The sequence below is a fragment of the Nocardia grenadensis genome (assembly GCF_050942415.1).
GTDB classification, from domain to species: Bacteria; Actinomycetota; Actinomycetes; order Mycobacteriales; family Mycobacteriaceae; genus Nocardia; species Nocardia grenadensis.
Genome location: NZ_CP192054.1, coordinates 984,049 through 1,001,450 on the forward strand (window position 1 = coordinate 984,049; position 17,402 = coordinate 1,001,450).

Below are 17,402 nucleotides of genomic sequence, written 5' to 3' on the forward strand. Positions count from 1 at the left end.
GCCACCGCATGCGTCTAGTTGTACGACGGGTCAGGACAAGCCAACTGCGGGGCCGCCACCATCCTCACTGTTTTACGAGACACCTCGAAGGTTGCAGGTGGCCGGGCGGACCTCCTGTTTTGCGGGCACGGGGAGCTCCCGTCACACCCCGCCGGTGGCTATGGGCATGCGGACCGAGTTTCCCCATTCGGTCCAGGAGCCGTCGTAGTTGCGTACCGTCTCGCGGCCCAGCAGATACTTCAGGACGAACCAGGTGTGGCTGGAGCGTTCGCCGACACCGCTGTAGACGGTGACCGGGCCCGGCTCGATGGTGCCGTAGATCTCGTCCAGTTCGGTGCGGCCGCGGAAGCGGGAACCGGCGGTGAGGGCGCTGGTCCAGGGAATGTTGACCGCGGTGGGGATGTGGCCGCCCCGCAGGGCGGTGCCGGGGCCGCCCTCGCCGGGGTCGCCCGCGTACTCGTGCGGGGAGCGCACGTCGACCAGCGGTTCGCCCAGGTGCTCGAGGACATCGTCGCGGAAAGCGCGGATCGATGTATCGTCCCGCTCGACCTGCGGATACCGGCTGCACGCCGGTTCGGGGGTTTCGAAGACCATATCGCGGCCCTCGGCGACCCAGGCGTCGCGACCGCCGTCGAGCAGCCGGACGTCCCGGTGTCCGAACATGGTGAAAAGCCACAGCGCGTGTGCGGCGTGCGAGTTACCGTCATTGCCGTACAACACGACGGTGTCGTCGTATTCGACGCCCCGGGCGCGCATGAGTGCGGTGAACCGCTCGCCATCGATATAGTCACGGGTCACCGGGTCGTCGAGGTCGCTGCGCCAGTCGAGCTTGCTGGCCCCGGGAACATGGCCTATGCCGTAGAGGAGGACGTCGGCATTACATTCGATGATCTTCAAACCGGGCGTGCCGAGGTTTGCCGACAGCCATTCCGTGGTTACCAGACGGTGTGGGTGCGCATAGGAAGCGAAGGCGGGATATGGGTCCGGGGCGACGGGCACGTTCGGGTTCCTTCACAGGAGGCGGGCAGTGCTGACGACAGGTTCGAGCCGCACTGTGGATAGTAAGTGTGGCTTGACGTGAATCTGTTGATGAGCACAGAGTCGGTGCAATGGGCGATTTGATCGCACATGTCTCCGATAAAGTCTCCCCGAAGGAGGGGTGAGCATGTCTGATTCCTGGCCGCGGCGGCGCCTGCTCGCGATCCTCCGCGGCGCGAGCGAGCCCCTGGACGCGCAGCAGCTGGCGCAGATCACCGGCCAGCATGTCACCACGGTGCGGTTCCATCTCGACATCCTCACCCGGGAGTCACTGGTCCGGCAGTTCCAGCAGCCGCCGCGCGGCCGGGGCCGGCCGCGGATCGGTTACCGGGCGGTCCAGCGGACCATCGGCTATCAGGACCTGGCCCAGGTGCTGGCCGACCAGCTGGGACCCGATCCGGAGCGGCAGGCGGCCGCCGGCCGGGCGGCCGGGCGCGCCTGGGGAGACAAACTCGATACCGCAGGCGAACCGGTCGAGTCGGTGCGTGATGCCAAGGACCGCGTCGTCTCGCTGATGTCGGAGCTGGGTTTCGCCCCTGAACGGGACGGGCGGGAGAGCGCCGTGCGCGACCCCGACCAGGGCGCGGTGGTCCGGCTGACGGCCTGTCCGCTGCGCGATCTGGCGCGAACGCATACCGAAGTGGTGTGCGGGGTGCATCGCGGGCTGTTGGCGGCGCTGCTGGAGCGTTCCGGGGCCCAGGATGCGGTCGAGGCCGAACTCGTGCCTTTCGTGACCGAGGAGATGTGCGAGGTGCGGCTACGGCGGGTGGGTCCGCCACCGGCGCAGGCTCCGGCCACGGAAGCGGCCGACTCCGCGGTCACGGCCGCACGCCGCCTCCCGCAGCCCGGGCATATCGATGCGGCCGCCGGGCAGGCGGCGCGGTTGTCGCGGGTATCGGGTCAGGCGGTGCCGCCGGGTAGTCAGTTGCCGCCCGCGTCCGCCTCTCTGGAGTCGGACCCGTTCCCGCCCGCTACCGGGCCGCTGGCGCCGTCCGCGAGGCAGCAGGGTGGCCGGGCATTCCGCGGCGGTCCCCCCTCAGGTGCGGTCGGCCCACAGCTGGGCGACGCCAACGCCCACTTCCTGGAGCAGTCGGCGCAACAGTGGTAATCCGATCCCGACGACGCTGGAGGGGTCACCGTCGATCCGGTCGACGAACCAGCCCCCCAGCCCGTCGAGGGTGAACGCGCCCGCCACCTGCAGCGGTTCGCCGGTGGCGATATAGGCGTCCAGTTCGGCGGGATCGGGTTTACCGAAGTGCACGGTGGTGGCGCTGCAGTCGATCGCCTCGGTGGTGACGACGCCATCGCGTACGCGCAGGACGCAGTGCCCGGTGACCAGATCCGCGAAATGCCCGGCCATGGTTTGCCAGCGCGCCAGCGCCACCTCCGGTGTATGGGGTTTGCCCTGGAGTGTGCCGTCGATCAGCAGCATGGAATCGCAGCCGACGACGAGGAGATCGGTGTCCGGTGGATCGTCGGCCAGGGTGGACGCTACGGCCCGGGCTTTCGCCCGGGCCAGTTCGACGACCACTTCCCGAGGCCCGGTACCGGCCGGCAGGGCTGCCGCCACGGCATCCTCGTCCACATCCGACACTCGGACTATGGGTTCGATGCCCGCGGCGCGCAGTACCGACCGACGGGCGGGCGACGCGGACGCGAGGACCAGCCGGGTCACGTGTGAAGTTCTCCTGAGGTCGGTGTCAGAACCGCAGATGCGACAGCTGCGGATAGGAGTACGGCGAGAACGGGGAGTTCCCGCGGTGCATCATCGTCGGCTTACCCCAGAGATCCTGCGGGCCGGAATCGGCGGGCGCCGAACCCGCGGCCGCGGCAGCGGTGAATACACACACCAGCGCGGCGATCTCGGCGTCGGTCGGCGCGCCTTTCTCGATCACGAGGAACGGCTTCTCCTCGCTCGTCGCGGCAACAGTGCCCGCGGCGGCTTCGGTCGCGGTATCGGCCGGCACATCCCTGGTCGCGAGGTCCAGTTCCGCTGCGGCCAATACTTCTTCTTCTGCCACAATCGTCACAGTGCCAGATCCTCTCTCTTGCCTCGAGCGGGCTCGCGCGGCTCAACGGAACCCGCTCGATCTTCTCTCACCGATCGCGTACCCGAAATCAGTGTGCGGCCTACAGAGCGTATCGCCGGATCACAGCGGGATGTTGCCGTGTTTCTTCGGAGGCATGGTCACCATCTTCCGCTCCAGCAGGCGCAGCGCGGAGACGATCTGGCCGCGAGTATGCGACGGAGGGATCACCGCGTCCACGTAACCGCGCTCGGCGGCGACGTACGGATTGACCAACGTGTCCTCGTACTCGTTCTGCAGTTCCAGCCGCAGTTTGTCCACGTCGGAGCCGTCGCGGGCGGCATCGGCCAGCTTCTTGCGGTACACGAACCCGACCGCGCCGGAGGCACCCATCACAGCGATCTGGGCGGTGGGCCAGGCCAGGTTCACATCGGCGCCCATATGCTTGGAACCCATGACGTCGTAGGCGCCGCCGTAGGCCTTCCGGGTTATGATCGTGATTTTGCCCACAGTGGCCTCACCGTAGGCGTAGAGCAGCTTGGCGCCGCGCCGGATGATGCCGTTGTACTCCTGGTCGGTACCGGGCAGGAAGCCGGGCACATCCACCAGGGTGATGATCGGGACATTGAACGCGTCGCAGGTGCGGACGAACCGCGCGGCCTTCTCCGAGGCGTCGATATCGAGACAGCCGGCGAACTGGGTGGGCTGGTTGGCGACGATACCGACACTGCGGCCGTCGACCCGGCCGAAGCCGACGATGATGTTCATGGCCCGCTCGGCCTGGATCTCCAGGAATTCGTCGTCGTCGAGGAGCCGGCGGATGACCTCGTGCATGTCATAGGGCTGGTTCGGCGAATCCGGGATCAGCGTGTCGAGTTCGATGTCCTCTTCGGTGAGCGATTCCTCGATCGCACCCGTGATCGGGTCCGAGGCCGGGAAGCGCGGCGCCTCGGCGCGGTTATTGCTCGGCAGGTAGGACAGCAGATCCTTGACGTAGTCGAGGGCATCCTGTTCGCCGGAGGCCACATAGTGCGCGGAACCGGACTTCACCATGTGGGTATGGGCACCGCCCAGCTCCTCCATGGTGACCTCTTCGCCGGTGACGGTCTTGATGACGTCCGGTCCGGTGATGAACATCTGGCTGGTCTGATCGACCATCACCACGAAGTCGGTGAGCGCGGGGGAGTACACGTGCCCACCCGCGGCGGCGCCCATGATGAGCGAGATCTGCGGGATGACGCCGGAGGCCTGGATATTGCGGTGGAAGATCTCGCCGTAGAGGCCGAGCGAGACCACGCCCTCCTGGATACGAGCGCCGGCGCCCTCGTTGATACCGATCAGCGGCCGGCCGGTCTTGAGCGCCAAGTCCATGACCTTGACGATCTTCTCGCCGTAGACCTCGCCGAGGCTGCCGCCGAACACGGTGACATCCTGGCTGAAGATGCACACCTCGCGGCCGTCGACGGTGCCGTAGCCGGTCACTACGCCGTCGCCCAGCGGGCGCTGCTTGTCGAGGCCGAAGTTCACGCTGCGATGCCGGGCCAGGGCGTCGAGCTCGACGAAAGAGCCCTCGTCGAGCAGGGCGAGGATGCGCTCCCGCGCGGTCATCTTGCCCTTGGCGTGCACCTTGTCGATCGCGGCCTCACCCATTGGATGCTGGGCTTCTTCCAGCCGATTCCGCAGGTCAGCCAGTTTGCCGGCGGTGGTGTGGATATCGGGCGCACCTGCCGAATCCGGCGTGGGCTGCTGCTGGACACTCGTCATGGCTCGGAGTGTAACCAGAGGCGCACAGTGCTGTTAACCCAGATCCTGCTACTGGTGAGTAGAACCCGGTCCGGAAAACCCCAGGTGGACAAGTCGTCACCGGTTCATATGTGTACCGCGAATCGCGGCGAACGTCCACACGACACGCCACGGTGATCCGTCACAAGCCTAACCCGTGCGGTTCGTGAGCGCGCGCCGGCGATTAATTCGCTTTCGCTCTGCGGTGCCGGGCAATACCCTTGCAGCAGGCCACTTTTGGAATACGGAGGGGAGGTGGCCCGCTATGTGGCACTGGACATCTCGAGACGGCCGATTCCCGGAGGCCTTGGCGTTCACCCGGGTGAACGAGCCGGAACCGACCATCACCGAAACAGTCGCCGAGACCGAATCCGAAGAGCCCGACACCGTGGAGAACGAGGCGATATCCGCGGATTCCCGGCCCACCGGCTACGACCTCGCCGGCTGGACCCGGTGGTCACCGCACCCGCCGTGCGGTGACCACCGACCCCGGCCAGTACCCTGCCCTGGTGCAGAGGCCACCGTTGGACGTCGAACATCTACGGCGAGCGCTGACCGGAACTCCGGAACTGGCGTTCTACACCGGAATCGACGTGATCGAATCGACCGGATCCACCAACGCGGACCTGATCGCGCGTGCCGCAGACTCGGAGATCGATCGTGTCGTACTGGTCGCCGAAGCGCAGGAGAGCGGTCGCGGCCGGCTCGCCCGCGCCTGGGCCGGTCCGCCGCGCGCGCAGATCGCGCTGTCCCTGCTCATTCGGCCCGAAGACCTGGATCCTGAAGCGCTCGGCTGGTTGCCGCTGCTCACCGGAATCGCCGCGGTCGACGCGCTCACGACGACCGCCCGGGTGCCCGCCACCCTGAAATGGCCCAACGACGTGCTGATCGAGGGGCGCAAGGTCGCCGGCATCCTGGCCGAAGTCGCCACCGCGGGGCCCCGCCCGGCGATCGTGGTGGGTATCGGGATGAATGTCACCCTCACCGCGGAAGAACTCCCCGTACCGCACGCCACCTCGCTGCTCCTCAGCGGCGCCACCGATATCGACCGCACCCGCTTGGTGCTGTCTTTCCTGACCGAGTTCGCCCGCCGCTACGCCCGGTGGCAGGAATCCGGATGGGCCGCGGAGACACTCGCCGACGCTTACCGGGAACGCTGCGCGACACTGGGCTCCCGGGTCCGGGCGGAACTGCCGGGAGGTGGGGTGCTGACCGGGGTCGCGCACGATATCGATTCGGCGGGGCGACTGCTGATCGAGGACCGGGCGGTCGCGGCGGGAGATGTGACGCACCTGCGGCCCGGGGACTGAGAAATCGGTGGGCGCACACGCGGGAACCGTAGGGCGGTCGAGTCGGCGCCTGACCCGGACCTTGCTTGCCGACGCGACCCACATAGGTCGATTTTTGCGAGACACCTCGAAGGGGTGAGACCCGTCTCGCCGGTTCGGCCTCGAAAGCGCAGGAGCCGAAGGCTCGAGTCTCGGGGCCGAAACGGCCGGACACCAGGGGGCCTCAACTCCGCGACGCCGCAGGCGGCGCCAAAAACGCGGTAATGTGCGCTCATGGGTTATCCGGAGGATGCGCTGGCGCCCGATGAAGAGTTGATCCTGCACACCCATCCGCATTGGAAGATGCTGTTCTGGCCCATCATCACGCTGATCGTGGTGACCGCGGTGGCCGGCTTCCTGGGCGGCCTGGTGTGGCGTACCGCCGACGAGTCGTGGCGGACGATCCTGCTGCTCGTGGTGCTGGTCGTATGGCTGTTGCTGCTGGCATGGCGCAGTATCGCGCCGATCGTGACCTGGAAATCCACCCATTTCATCGTCACCGATCGCCGGGTGCTGGTCCGGGAAGGTGTGATGACCCACACCGGTATCGATATCCCGATGAGCCGGATCTCGAGTGTCCAGTTCCGGCACGGACTGGTCGACCGGATGTTCGGGACCGGAGAACTGATCATCGGATCGTCATCCGAAGAACCCCTGGAATACAGCGATATCCCGGATGTGGAACAGGTGCACGCGCTGCTCTATCACCAGGTTTTCGAGGCGGCGCCCCGATACGGCGGCTTCTGATCCCGGCGCCGCGGGCCGCTGCCCGGGCGTGAGCACGCGGGTACCGGGCCGGTGGACCGTAATCTTGTCGCATGACCGCCGTATTGCTGGGCGAAGACGACGAGGCCATCGCGGCGCCGCTCTCGCGGGCGCTGGGCCGCGAGGGGTATTCGGTGACCGTGGAGAGCTTCGGTCCCGCGGTGTTGGACCGGGCACTGGAAGGACACCATGATCTGCTGATCCTCGATCTCGGATTGCCGGGAATGGACGGTCTGGAGGTGTGCCGGCAGGTGCGGGCCCGGGGCGCCGAGATGGCTGTACTCATGCTCACCGCCCGCACCGACGAGGTCGATTTCGTGGTTGGTCTGGACGCCGGTGCCGACGACTACGTCGGGAAACCCTTCCGATTGGCCGAACTGCTGGCCCGGGTCCGCGCCCTGCTGCGCCGCAGCGGGATCGGCGACGACACTGTGGAGGTCGGCGGGATCCGCCTGGAACCGGCGGCACGGCGGGTACTGGTCAACGGGGTGGAAGTCGGGTTGGCGAACAAGGAGTACGAGCTGCTCAAGGTACTGATCGATCGGGCCGGTCAGGTGGTGCCCCGGGAGACGATCCTGCGCGAGGTCTGGGGCGACGCCGAACTGCGCGGGTCCAAAACCCTGGATATGCACATGTCCTGGTTACGGCGCAAGATCGGCGACGAGGGCCCGATGGCGGAACGGCGGATCGTCACTGTGCGCGGTGTCGGTTTCCGGTTGAACACCGACTGACGTGCGGCGGCGGATTCTGCGGTCCATGCTGACCGTGCTGATGCTCACCACTGTCGTGCTCGGGGTGCCGCTCACCTATACGGCGTGGCTGTGGGTGGAGGACATCACCCGCAACGATCTGCGCAGCCGACTGGAACTGATCTCCGCGGAGGTCATCGGTCAGGAAGAGGGCAGCGGGGTGATCAGCGGCGGCCTCGATCTGCGCACTGTGCAGCCGCTGGTGCCCGAGGGCGGGCGGCTCACCGTCGTGTATCCGGCGCCGGAGGATACGGCGGTGAAGGTCGAGGTCGGCGCCGCCACGGTGACCGACCCGCTGGTGGAGTCGTTGTCGATGGGTACCGATGTATCACTGCGACTCGAGGTGCCCGCGACCCCGATGCAGGCCCGGCAGCGACAGGCGGTGGCCGGGGTGGCGCTGGCCGTGGCGATCTCACTGGGTGCGGCGATCACGGTCGCCATCGTCACCGCGCGCCGCGTCGCCGACCCCATCCGTGATGTGGCCGCCAGAGCCGCCCGGCTCGCCATGGGCGATTTCCGCCCGGATCCGCGCCGCCACGGTATCGCCGAACTGGATCGTGTCTCCGATGTGCTCGATTCGGCCACCGTCGAGATCGCCGGCCGGCTGCAACGTGAGCACGCGCTGGTAGCCGACGTGTCCCATCAGTTGCGCAGTCGGTTGACCGCGGTCCGGTTGCGGCTGGACGAACTGTCCGCGCACACCGATCCGGCGGTGGTGCACGAGGCCGAGGAGGCCATGGCCCAGGTCGACCGGTTGACCGAGGCCATCGACGATCTCGTCCGGGCCTCGCGCGACGAGGACGCCACCGACCGCGACCCGGTCCCGGTGATGGACGAGCTGCGCGGCATCGTGACCGAGTGGACGCATCCCTTCCGGGAGGCCGGGCGCACCCTGTACCTGACCGGTGACGAATCGCTACGGGCGCCCATGTCCGGGTCCCGATTGCGGGAGGCGGTGACGGTGCTGGTCGACAACGCCCTGATGCACGGCGGCGGTACCTGCACGGTATCGGTGCGCACCGTGCGTCCCGGACAGGATCGCGAACCGCTGGTGTGTGTGCAGGTCGCCGACGAAGGCGAGGGGGTCAGCGACGAGCTGGCGCCGCATATCTTCGATCGTGGTTTCTCCGGCGCGGGATCCACGGGTGTCGGACTCGCGTTGGCACGTGCCCTGATCGAGGCCGACGGCGGCCGGCTGGAGCTGCAGCGGCGGCGGCCGGCGCTGTTCGCGGTGTTCCTCGGCAAACCGCTGGCCGCGCGGGTGGAGACGCGGGTGGTGGGGGAGCCGCGCTGAGCGGTCGCGGGGGGTCAGCGGCCGAGCGTGCGCCGGTCGTGCTCCTCTTCCACATACTCTTCGAGCTGTTCGAGCATCTCGTCGACCTCGTCGGGGAAGACCCAGCGCCGCATAGCCCAGTACCGGAACGCCATCTGCAGCAGGTTGCCGATGATGTAGGCGCTGATGAAGTCGGCGATGTTCTCCACCATGAAGCTGACCGTGGGCTGGTGCAGCTGGAAGACGTAGCGGGAGAGGTACAGCGGCGCCATGCTCAGCACCACGCCCACTCCGCTGACCGCGAAGAACAGCAGTGCCTCGTGATGGCGTTCCCGCCCGCCGCGGTTCTTGAACGACCATTCGCGGTTGAGGATGTAGGAGGCGATGACTGCGATGACACCGGAGATGATCTTCGCGGTGACCGGCTTCTCCTCCAGCACCGTCCACTTCAGGATGTAGAAGATCCCGCCGTCGATAACGAACGTGGTCGCTCCGACAATGGCGAACTTGATGAGCTCGCGCTGGCGGTAGGCGATCTCCTGGAGAGGTCGCGGCAGGACGCTGACCACGTCGTCGACGAATGACACAAGTCCGGAGCATACCGCCAGCTGCCGTTCGCGCAGGACGTGACAGTATTGACCGACGTGAACGCACGTAGTTTCGACCCTGCCGCGATGCCGACCGTCGCCATGATCGGTGGCGGGCAGCTGGCGCGGATGACGCATCAGGCGGCCATCGAGCTGGGGCAGCGGCTCCGGGTGCTCGCCGAACGGCCGGACGACCCGGCGGCCCAGGTGAGCCCCGACGTGGTGCTCGGTAGCCATTCCGACCTCGGCGCGTTGCGCCGGGCGGCGACCGGTGCGCACGCGCTCACCTTCGATCACGAGCATGTGCCCACCGAGCACCTCGAGGCATTGGTCGCGGAGGGGGTGAATGTGCTTCCGCCACCGCACGCGCTGCGCTTCGCCCAGGACAAACTGGCCATGCGCACGGAATTGTCCGCGCGCGGGTTGCCCGTCCCCGCGTTCACCGTGGTCGAGTCGGAGGCCGCGGCGGTGGGTTTCGGCGAAGAGCACGGCTGGCCGATCGTGCTCAAGGCGATCCGCGGCGGCTACGACGGGCGCGGCGTGTGGATGCCCGAGGATGCCGACGCCGCGGCGAAGATCGTCGCCGAACAGCTCGGCGTGGGCGTGCAACTGCTGGCCGAGGTGCGGGTCCCGCTGAAACGCGAGCTGTCGGCCATGGTGGCGCGCTCGCCGTACGGTCAGGCCGCGACCTGGCCGGTGGTGGAGACCGTGCAGCGCCGTGGTCAGTGCGCTGTGGTGATCGCCCCGGCGCCCGATCTCGACGAGGAGCTGGCCGCCGAGGCCGAGGGGCTCGCGCTGCGGCTCGCCGCGGATCTCGGGGTGGTCGGCGCGATGGCGGTGGAATTGTTCGAGACCACCGACGGCACTCTGCTGATCAACGAGCTGGCCATGCGTCCGCACAACTCCGGGCACTGGGGGATGGACGGCGCCCGCACCGGCCAGTTCGAACAGCATCTGCGCGCGGTGCTCGACTACCCGCTCGGCGATACCCGCCCGCTCGCGCCGGTGACGGTGATGGCGAATATCCTCGGGGCGCCCGAGGCGCCGGCCATGTCGATGGACGAACGCCTGCACCACCTGTTCGCTCGGATGCCGGACGCCAAGGTGCACCTCTACGGCAAGGGCGAACGCCCGGACCGCAAGATCGGGCATGTGAACGTGCTCGGCGACGATGTCGCGGTGGTACGGGAACGAGCCGAGCGCGCGGCGCACTGGATGTCGCACGCGGTATGGACCGATGGATGGGACCCGCATGAGTGACGTGGTGGAAAGCAGTGTTCCGGGCTCCCCGGTGGTCGGGTTGATCATGGGAAGCGATTCCGACTGGCCCACGATGGAGGCCGCCGCCGAGGCGCTGGCCGAGTTCGGGATCCGTTTCGAGGTGGGGGTGGTGTCCGCGCACCGGACGCCGCAGCGCATGCTCGACTACGCCCGCGGCGCCGCGGGCCGGGGGCTGCGGGTGCTCATCGCGGGTGCGGGTGGCGCCGCGCATCTACCGGGCATGGTCGCCTCGGCGACCCCGCTGCCCGTGATCGGTGTGCCGGTTCCGCTGAAGTACCTCGACGGTATGGATTCGCTGCTCTCGATCGTCCAGATGCCCGCCGGGGTTCCGGTGGCCACCGTGTCGATCGGCGGTGCCCGCAACGCCGGCCTGCTGGCCGCCCGGATTCTCGGCACGCACGATCCGGCGCTGCGCGAGCGGATGGAACAGTTCCAGGCCGGGCTGGAAACCATGGTGCTCGAGAAAGACGAGGCGCTGCGCGCGCGCTTGTTGGGCTGAACGCGACTGCCCGGGGCGGGGGCGCCCCGGGCAGAGCCGTTCGCGTGGTCGGCCGTCGGCCGACCGCACCACGCCGGCCCGCACGACCGGTGTGCTGTTCGCCATACGACGCTCGACGGCCGGCGCGGACGCGCCCGGCCGGCCGCTCGCTACCGTGTCGCCATGGACAACGAGGAAACCGGCCGCCGAATCGGCGGCGCCGAGCTAGTCCGCTTCCGGCTCGGTGTCGTGGACGAGGCGTTGCGTTTGTTCGCGGATCAGGGCTACGAGGCGACCTCGGTGGATGAGATAGCCGAGGCCGCCGGGATATCGCGGCGGACGTTCTTCCGGCAGTTCCGGTCCAAAGAGGATGTGATCTTCGCCGATCACGAGGCCCAGCTCGCCGCGGCGCAGGAGTATCTGCAGCAGGCGCAGCTCGACCCGTGGGACGCGGTCTGTGAGGCCGCGGTCGGGGTGTTCGAGCGGTTCACCCGCTGGCGCGATATCGCCGAGCGGCGCTATCGCGTGGTGCGCCGGGTCCCGGCGCTGCGCGACCGGGAGATCGTGACCGTCTTCCGTTACGAGCGCCTGTTCACCGATTATCTGCGCGAGCGGTTGCCCGATTCCCCCGATCTGGCCCGCGTCCAGTTCGCGGCCGCGGTGACCGCCACCCACAACTATCTGCTGCGCCGGATGATCCGCGGCGAATCGGCGGCGCGGCCCGGCGATCTGCGGGCCGCGCTCGGCGAGATCCCCCGGGGTGGCCGGCGCCCGGGCGGTGAGGACGATCTGGTGCTCGCCGTATTCCGCCGCGACCTGCCCGTCCGGCATGTCGCCGAACTGCTGCGGCAACGGCTGGGTAGTTTGGCAGAAGCGCCCACCGATTGACACTGAGTGCCAGAACGTGACGGACGAACTAGAGATAGCGAGCGGTATACTGGGCCGAGGTCTTGACACTGAGTGCCGATTATCGGCGCCGCCCCCGTACGCAACAGGAGTGAACCCAATGGCGGGAAACCCGGATTTCGATCTGTTCAAGCTGGCGGACTTCCACGATGAGCTGCGTTCGGCCATCCGCGCCCTGTGCGAGAAGGAAATCGCCCCGTACGCCAAGGACGTCGACGAGCACGCCCGGTTCCCCGAGGAAGCCCTCTCCGCGCTCAACGCCGCCGGCTTCAATGCCGTGCACGTCCCGGAGGCATACGGCGGCCAGGGTGCCGATTCCGTGGCCACCTGCATCGTCATCGAAGAGGTCGCCCGCGTCTGCGGTTCCTCCTCGCTGATCCCGGCCGTGAACAAGCTCGGCACCATGGGCATGATCCTCAACGGCTCCGAGGAACTCAAACAGAAGGTCCTCGCCGATATCGTCGACGGCGAAATGGCCTCGTACGCGCTGTCCGAGCGGGAAGCCGGCTCGGACGCGGGCAGTATGCGCACCCGCGCCCGTCAGGAGGGCGACGACTGGATCATCAACGGATCCAAGTGCTGGATCACCAACGGCGGCAAATCCTCCTGGTACACCGTCATGGCCGTCACCGACCCCGACAAGGGCGCCAACGGTATCTCCGCGTTCCTGGTGCACAAGGACGACGAAGGCTTCGTGGTGGGCCCGCTCGAACACAAGCTCGGCATCAAGGGCTCACCGACCGCCGAACTGTACTTCGAGAACTGCAGAATCCCCGGCGACCGCATCGTCGGTGAACCGGGCACCGGCTTCAAAACCGCCCTGCAGACCCTCGACCACACCCGCCCCACCATCGGCGCGCAGGCCGTCGGCCTGGCCCAGGGCGCCCTGGACGCCGCCCTGGCCTACACCAAGGACCGCAAACAGTTCGGCAAGTCCATCGCCGACTTCCAGAACACCCAGTTCATGCTGGCCGATATGGCAATGAAGATCGAAGCCGCCCGGCTGATGGTCTACACCTCCGCTGCCCGCGCCGAGCGTGGCGAACCGAACCTCGGCTTCATCTCCGCCGCCGCCAAATGCTTCGCCTCCGACGTAGCGATGGAGGTCACCACGAACGCGGTCCAGTTGTTCGGTGGGGCCGGCTACACCACCGATTTCCCGGTGGAACGAATGATGCGCGACGCCAAGATCACTCAGATCTACGAGGGCACCAATCAGATCCAGCGGGTGGTCATGTCCCGCGCGCTGCTCAAGGGGTAATTCTCCGGATCGCGGCGTTCGGGTGGTGGCCTGAGATCCACGCTCAGGCCGCCGCCGGGCCGTCAGACGGTGCAGACCGTCCCAACACGTTATCGAGGCCGGCGGGGAGCGAAGGCGGCCCTCGGTACGCTCGTGGGCATGGACGGGACTCGCTCCTGCTGATCGTCACCATCGGCCCGTTGGTGCTGTTCGGGTGGGCGGCTATTCGAGCCGAGCACCGTGGCCACGGGGGGTCGTTCGCCGGGCCGTTCCAGGAGATGTTCGATCCCGGCGCGGCGCGGGCGCGGATCGTCCTCGAGGAGAGGGCGGAACTGCCGGATCCAGCGGACTCCGGCGACCTGGACGACAATGCGCCGGACACGGCGGTGTACAAGGAGGGGCGGTTCCACATCAACCCTGGTAGGGCTCGGCGGCGCGAAGGTAGCGGGACCGCTGGGTGAGCTCGGTGAGCACCTGCCCGGCCACCCGGGTAACGCCGCCTCCGACGCGTCTCGGCCGCCAGTCGCCAGGCCCGGATCTCGGTGCCGGTTCAGGTTCGCGCGGCCAGGAGATCAGTGGTGAGCCGGGCGAGGCGGCGGGCATTGCCGGGATCGAGTGAGGGGAGTGAGAGGTCCAGGGTGCGGCCGCGGTCGACTGCGGTGAGTGGTTCCGCGGGCGGGTTGTCGATGAAATCGTGGAGTGGGCGCACCGATTCGCGTACGGGGCGTGCGGCGACCGCGGCCAGGGAACGGATCGCGGTTCTGGTGAGGAAACCGAGCGGGGAGAGATCGCCGCTTCTGGTGAAACCGGGATGGTAGAGAACGACTTTGATCTTGTCGCCGTGCTCTTCGGCGAACGAGACACCGAGCAGGTCGTTGGCCCGCCCGGCCTGTAGCTGGGCGCCGACCACGCTGTAGCCGCGGGTGAGGTCGGGATCGTCCCAGTGGATCGCGCCCTTCTGCACACCGACCCCGGCGATACTGACGATCACCGGACGGGCGGCGCGTTCCAGTAGTGGAACCAGCCGGTGCGACAGCAGATATCGGCTGAGGTAGTACAGCGCGAAGGTGTGCTCGAAACCCTCGGCGGTCTGGACGCGTTTCGGTGTCGTGCGGTTCGCGAAGAGCAGCAGCGCGTCCACGCGGTCATAGGCGGCGCGAATCTCGCCGACCACCCGTTCCACCTCCGTCACCGAACTCAGGTCGGCGCGGACGAAGCGAAGCTGGTCCGCGTCCGCTCCGGCCGCGGCCGTGAGCTGTTCGCCCTTGGCCGGGTTGCTGCCGATCGCCACGACCCGGTCGCCGCGGGTGAGACGTTCGAGGGCGATCGCGCGACCCATGCCGTCCGTGCCGCCGCTGATAAGAATGGTTCTGGACATCACACCTCCGTGGATCCGACTGCTGTACTCATCCTCGGCAGCGGCCACCGGAAGCGAAAGAAGGCACAATTATGTCCGGTGCGCACACGGATGTGCCCTCCATCGCCGCCGCCGCACTCCCCACGCCGGTGCCGGTGGCGGAGTACGCGGCGTGCCCGGTGTCGGGGCTGATGAGTCGGATCGGCGACAAATGGGTCCTGTTGGTGATCGCGTTGCTGGCCGAACGCCGCTATCGCTACAACGAACTGCACCGCTCGATCGAGGGCATCAGTCAGCGCATGCTGACCCGGACCCTGCGCGCGCTCGAGGACGACGGGCTCATCGATCGCGTGGTGTACCCGACGGTCCCACCGGCCGTCGAGTACGGGCTCACCCCGCTGGGGGAAACGTTGCTGGTCCCGCTTTCGGCGCTGGCCGATTGGGCAGTGGACCATGCCGGCGAGATCACCGCCGCGCGCGCGGACCGTACCGGAGGGGGTACGGCCGGGATGTCCGGCGAAGGGTGATCGAAGGCCGGTCCGGCTCGCGGCCGGCCGCCCGCGACGCACTCGACCGGCTCATGGCAGTGGACCGGGAACACCGCGCGAGTCCGCGGAGGGCGTAGCCGGATCGGCTCCGGCCGGGCGGGCGGTTGTCGCCGACCGGGTGATTCCCCAGGTGGTGAACCCCCCGAGCGCGTAGAGCGCACCGGTCAGGCAGGAAGCCTGCCATCCCCATGTCGTGTAGGCCCAGGTCGTCGTGATGGCGCCCAGGGCCGAGCCGAGAGAGTAGAACGCCATGTAGGCGCCGATGACCCTGCCGGCGCGGGCCGGATGTGCGGTGGTCAGCAGATGCTGGCTGCTGACATGTACGGCCTGCACGGCGAAGTCGAGCGTGACGATACCGAGGACGAGTGGCCACAGGGTCGATTCGGCCCGCGCGATCAGGAGCCAGGACGCGGCCAGCAGGAGCAGCGACCAGCCGCTGATCGTCTGTGCGTGACCGGAATCGGCCCAGCGGCCGGCCCGGCCGGCTCCGACGGCTCCGGCGACCCCGGCCAGGCCGAAGAGCCCGATCTCGGTGGTGCCGAAGGTCCAGGGTTGCGCACCCAGCGGTAGCGCCAGGCCGCTCCACAGGGTGCCGAACGAGGCGAAGACGAAGAACGTGATGACGCCCCGGCTCAGAAGTAACCGGCCGTTCGCACTCGGCTCTCTCCTGGCTCTCGGTGCCCGCGAGCATCGGCCGCTGGATGTACTGGGGTCCGGCCGGAGTCTCATCCGGACCGTCACCGCGAGCACGGCGCAGGCCACGGCGAGCAGGAGGTAGACGGGGCGCCAGCCGACGGTGTCGCCCAGTAGTCCGGCCAGGACCCGGATCCCGAGGATGCCGATCACCACTCCCGATGTGACCGTGCCGATATTGCGTCCCCGCTCGTCCGGTGCGGAGACCGCCGCGACATAGACGACGGTGATCTGTACGACGACCGCGAACAGACCCGCGACCGCCAGGCCTGCCGTGGCGACGACCGCATTCGGTGCGGCCGCCGCGGTCGCGGCTCCGGCACCGGTGAGCAGCAGCTGGCCGATGATGAGCCGTCGCCGGTCCAGTATGTCGCCGAGCGGTACCAGCAGAACCAGGCCCGCGAAATACCCGATCTGCCCGGCCGCGACCAGCCGGCCCAGCGATTCCGGCGCCAGTCCCAGCTCGGCACCGGCCTTTTCGAGAACCGGCTGGATGGCGTAGATCGTGGCCACCGCCACGGCGCACACCGCGGCCGGGAGCAGTCGCTGTGGCTTCGCGGAATCCATACCCGCCTCCAATTGGTAGCAATATGCAACCATTCGAAGATATGGCAAGATGGTTTCGAAATGCAACCGACGAGATGGGGTGAATCGATGGACCTCGGCGCCGACCGCGAATGGACCGATCCCACCTGCCCGGTGGCCCGGACGGTAGACCTCGTCGGCGATCGATGGATTCTGCTCATCGTTCGAGACGCCATGGATGGCACGGCGTCGTTCACCGACTTCCGGCAGCGGCTCGGGATCTCCCGCAATATTCTGGCGGACCGGCTCCGCAGGCTGGTCGACAACGGCATCCTGGCCACCAGTACAGTTCCCGGCGGGAAGCGGCACAGCTACGAGCTGACCGACGCGGGCAAAGATCTGTTCACGACCATCGTGGCATTGCGGCAGTGGGGTGAGCGCAATGCGTTCACCGCCGGTGAGGCCCGGTCGACGCTGACCGACCTCGCGGGAAACGAACTCGCCGAACTGGGACCGCGCACCCGGGCCGGCGACGAGATCGGTGTGGACACTTCGCGGGTGCGGCGCCCGGTGACCTGAGGGGCCGCTGGGACGCGCGGTGTGTGTTGACCGCTTCGGGCACGGGCCCGGAAGTCGTGGTGGCGAGCAGGATGGATCGGCGCCGGGCGCCCGCCGGCGCGATCGCGGTCGCGGGGGTCGGGGAAGGACTTCGCAGGCTGTCCGGCCGCACTTCGGGCCCGCTCGGATTGCCCCGCGCGGGAGCCGCACTGCGCATATCGTGACCGGGTGGGGGTCGGTGGATGGAGTGGGCCGAATGTCAGCGCC

The 17,402-nt window shown here is 68.1% G+C and carries 19 protein-coding genes; 12 read left to right on the forward strand and 7 right to left on the reverse strand.

What is annotated here, in order from left to right; genetic code table 11:
• Positions 1–141: 141 nt before the first annotated feature.
• Positions 142–999 carry a sulfurtransferase gene (locus ACQPYS_RS04305; protein WP_433491756.1) on the reverse strand — a complete coding sequence of 286 codons (858 nt, stop codon included), beginning with the start codon at positions 997–999 and terminating at the stop codon, positions 142–144.
• 166 nt (positions 1,000–1,165) lie between these two features.
• On the opposite strand from ACQPYS_RS04305, the gene ACQPYS_RS04310 reads away from it, so the two are divergent.
• Positions 1,166–2,146, forward strand: a complete 981-nt coding sequence (locus ACQPYS_RS04310; protein WP_433491757.1) for a helix-turn-helix transcriptional regulator — start codon at positions 1,166–1,168, stop codon at positions 2,144–2,146.
• Here the strand turns inward: ACQPYS_RS04310 and ACQPYS_RS04315 are convergent.
• The 3 genes from ACQPYS_RS04315 to ACQPYS_RS04325 form a co-directional block, all read right to left on the reverse strand.
• Complete coding sequence (locus ACQPYS_RS04315; RefSeq protein ID WP_433491758.1) at positions 2,075–2,713, reverse strand: Maf family protein; 639 nt, start codon at positions 2,711–2,713, stop codon at positions 2,075–2,077. The genes ACQPYS_RS04310 and ACQPYS_RS04315 overlap by 72 nt on opposite strands.
• 25 nt (positions 2,714–2,738) lie before the next feature.
• Positions 2,739–3,068: an acyl-CoA carboxylase subunit epsilon gene (locus ACQPYS_RS04320; protein WP_431941080.1), complete on the reverse strand. Its 330-nt coding sequence runs from the start codon at positions 3,066–3,068 to the stop codon at positions 2,739–2,741.
• Positions 3,069–3,188: 120 nt separating this feature from the next.
• Entirely contained in the window at positions 3,189–4,829 is a 1,641-nt protein-coding gene (locus ACQPYS_RS04325; RefSeq protein WP_063035786.1) for an acyl-CoA carboxylase subunit beta, read from the reverse strand.
• A gap of 527 nt (positions 4,830–5,356) precedes the next feature.
• On the opposite strand from ACQPYS_RS04325, the gene ACQPYS_RS04330 reads away from it, so the two are divergent.
• The 4 genes from ACQPYS_RS04330 (at position 5,357) to ACQPYS_RS04345 (ending at position 8,983) form a co-directional block, all read left to right on the forward strand.
• Positions 5,357–6,157: a biotin--[acetyl-CoA-carboxylase] ligase gene (locus ACQPYS_RS04330; RefSeq protein WP_431941079.1), complete on the forward strand. Its 801-nt coding sequence runs from the start codon at positions 5,357–5,359 to the stop codon at positions 6,155–6,157.
• Positions 6,158–6,409: 252 nt separating this feature from the next.
• A complete protein-coding gene (locus tag ACQPYS_RS04335; RefSeq protein WP_063035787.1) occupies positions 6,410–6,922 on the forward strand; it encodes a PH domain-containing protein in 513 nt (170 codons plus the stop codon).
• 71 nt (positions 6,923–6,993) lie between these two features.
• A complete protein-coding gene (locus ACQPYS_RS04340) occupies positions 6,994–7,671 on the forward strand; it encodes a response regulator transcription factor (protein WP_030522487.1) in 678 nt (225 codons plus the stop codon).
• A gap of 1 nt (position 7,672) precedes the next feature.
• Complete coding sequence (locus ACQPYS_RS04345; protein ID WP_063035788.1) at positions 7,673–8,983, forward strand: sensor histidine kinase; 1,311 nt, start codon at positions 7,673–7,675, stop codon at positions 8,981–8,983.
• 14 nt (positions 8,984–8,997) lie between these two features.
• Here the strand turns inward: ACQPYS_RS04345 and ACQPYS_RS04350 are convergent, their stop codons facing one another.
• Positions 8,998–9,549, reverse strand: coding sequence for a GtrA family protein (locus tag ACQPYS_RS04350; RefSeq protein ID WP_063035789.1), 552 nt, complete (start codon positions 9,547–9,549; stop codon positions 8,998–9,000).
• Positions 9,550–9,636: 87 nt separating this feature from the next.
• Between ACQPYS_RS04350 and ACQPYS_RS04355 the strand changes: the two genes are divergently transcribed.
• The 5 genes from ACQPYS_RS04355 (at position 9,637) to ACQPYS_RS04375 (ending at position 13,915) form a co-directional block, all read left to right on the forward strand.
• Positions 9,637–10,809, forward strand: coding sequence for a 5-(carboxyamino)imidazole ribonucleotide synthase (locus tag ACQPYS_RS04355; protein ID WP_431941101.1), 1,173 nt, complete (start codon positions 9,637–9,639; stop codon positions 10,807–10,809).
• A complete protein-coding gene (gene purE / locus ACQPYS_RS04360) occupies positions 10,802–11,329 on the forward strand; it encodes a 5-(carboxyamino)imidazole ribonucleotide mutase (RefSeq protein WP_433491759.1) in 528 nt (175 codons plus the stop codon). The genes ACQPYS_RS04355 and purE overlap by 8 nt, the downstream gene beginning before the upstream one ends.
• 162 nt (positions 11,330–11,491) lie before the next feature.
• The gene (locus ACQPYS_RS04365; RefSeq protein WP_433491760.1) at positions 11,492–12,196 is read left to right on the forward strand and encodes a TetR family transcriptional regulator; all 705 of its coding nucleotides are present in this window, start codon (positions 11,492–11,494) and stop codon (positions 12,194–12,196) included.
• 118 nt (positions 12,197–12,314) lie between these two features.
• Positions 12,315–13,475: an acyl-CoA dehydrogenase gene (locus ACQPYS_RS04370; protein ID WP_063035792.1), complete on the forward strand. Its 1,161-nt coding sequence runs from the start codon at positions 12,315–12,317 to the stop codon at positions 13,473–13,475.
• A 182-nt stretch (positions 13,476–13,657) separates the two neighbouring features.
• On the forward strand, positions 13,658–13,915 hold the full coding sequence (locus ACQPYS_RS04375) for a hypothetical protein (RefSeq protein ID WP_433492968.1): 258 nt from the start codon (positions 13,658–13,660) through the stop codon (positions 13,913–13,915).
• An 89-nt stretch (positions 13,916–14,004) separates the two neighbouring features.
• On the opposite strand, the gene ACQPYS_RS04380 is transcribed toward ACQPYS_RS04375, so the two are convergent.
• Positions 14,005–14,832, reverse strand: coding sequence for an SDR family NAD(P)-dependent oxidoreductase (locus ACQPYS_RS04380; RefSeq protein ID WP_433491761.1), 828 nt, complete (start codon positions 14,830–14,832; stop codon positions 14,005–14,007).
• Positions 14,833–14,903: 71 nt separating this feature from the next.
• Here ACQPYS_RS04380 and ACQPYS_RS04385 point away from each other — a divergent pair, with 71 nt between their 5' ends.
• A complete protein-coding gene (locus tag ACQPYS_RS04385; protein WP_063035793.1) occupies positions 14,904–15,338 on the forward strand; it encodes a winged helix-turn-helix transcriptional regulator in 435 nt (144 codons plus the stop codon).
• 51 nt (positions 15,339–15,389) lie between these two features.
• Here ACQPYS_RS04385 and ACQPYS_RS04390 read toward each other — a convergent pair whose 3' ends face one another.
• Entirely contained in the window at positions 15,390–16,619 is a 1,230-nt protein-coding gene (locus ACQPYS_RS04390; RefSeq protein ID WP_433491762.1) for an MFS transporter, read from the reverse strand.
• 60 nt (positions 16,620–16,679) lie between these two features.
• Here ACQPYS_RS04390 and ACQPYS_RS04395 point away from each other — a divergent pair, with 60 nt between their 5' ends.
• Positions 16,680–17,156: a winged helix-turn-helix transcriptional regulator gene (locus ACQPYS_RS04395; RefSeq protein ID WP_433491763.1), complete on the forward strand. Its 477-nt coding sequence runs from the start codon at positions 16,680–16,682 to the stop codon at positions 17,154–17,156.
• Positions 17,157–17,402 lie beyond the last annotated feature (246 nt).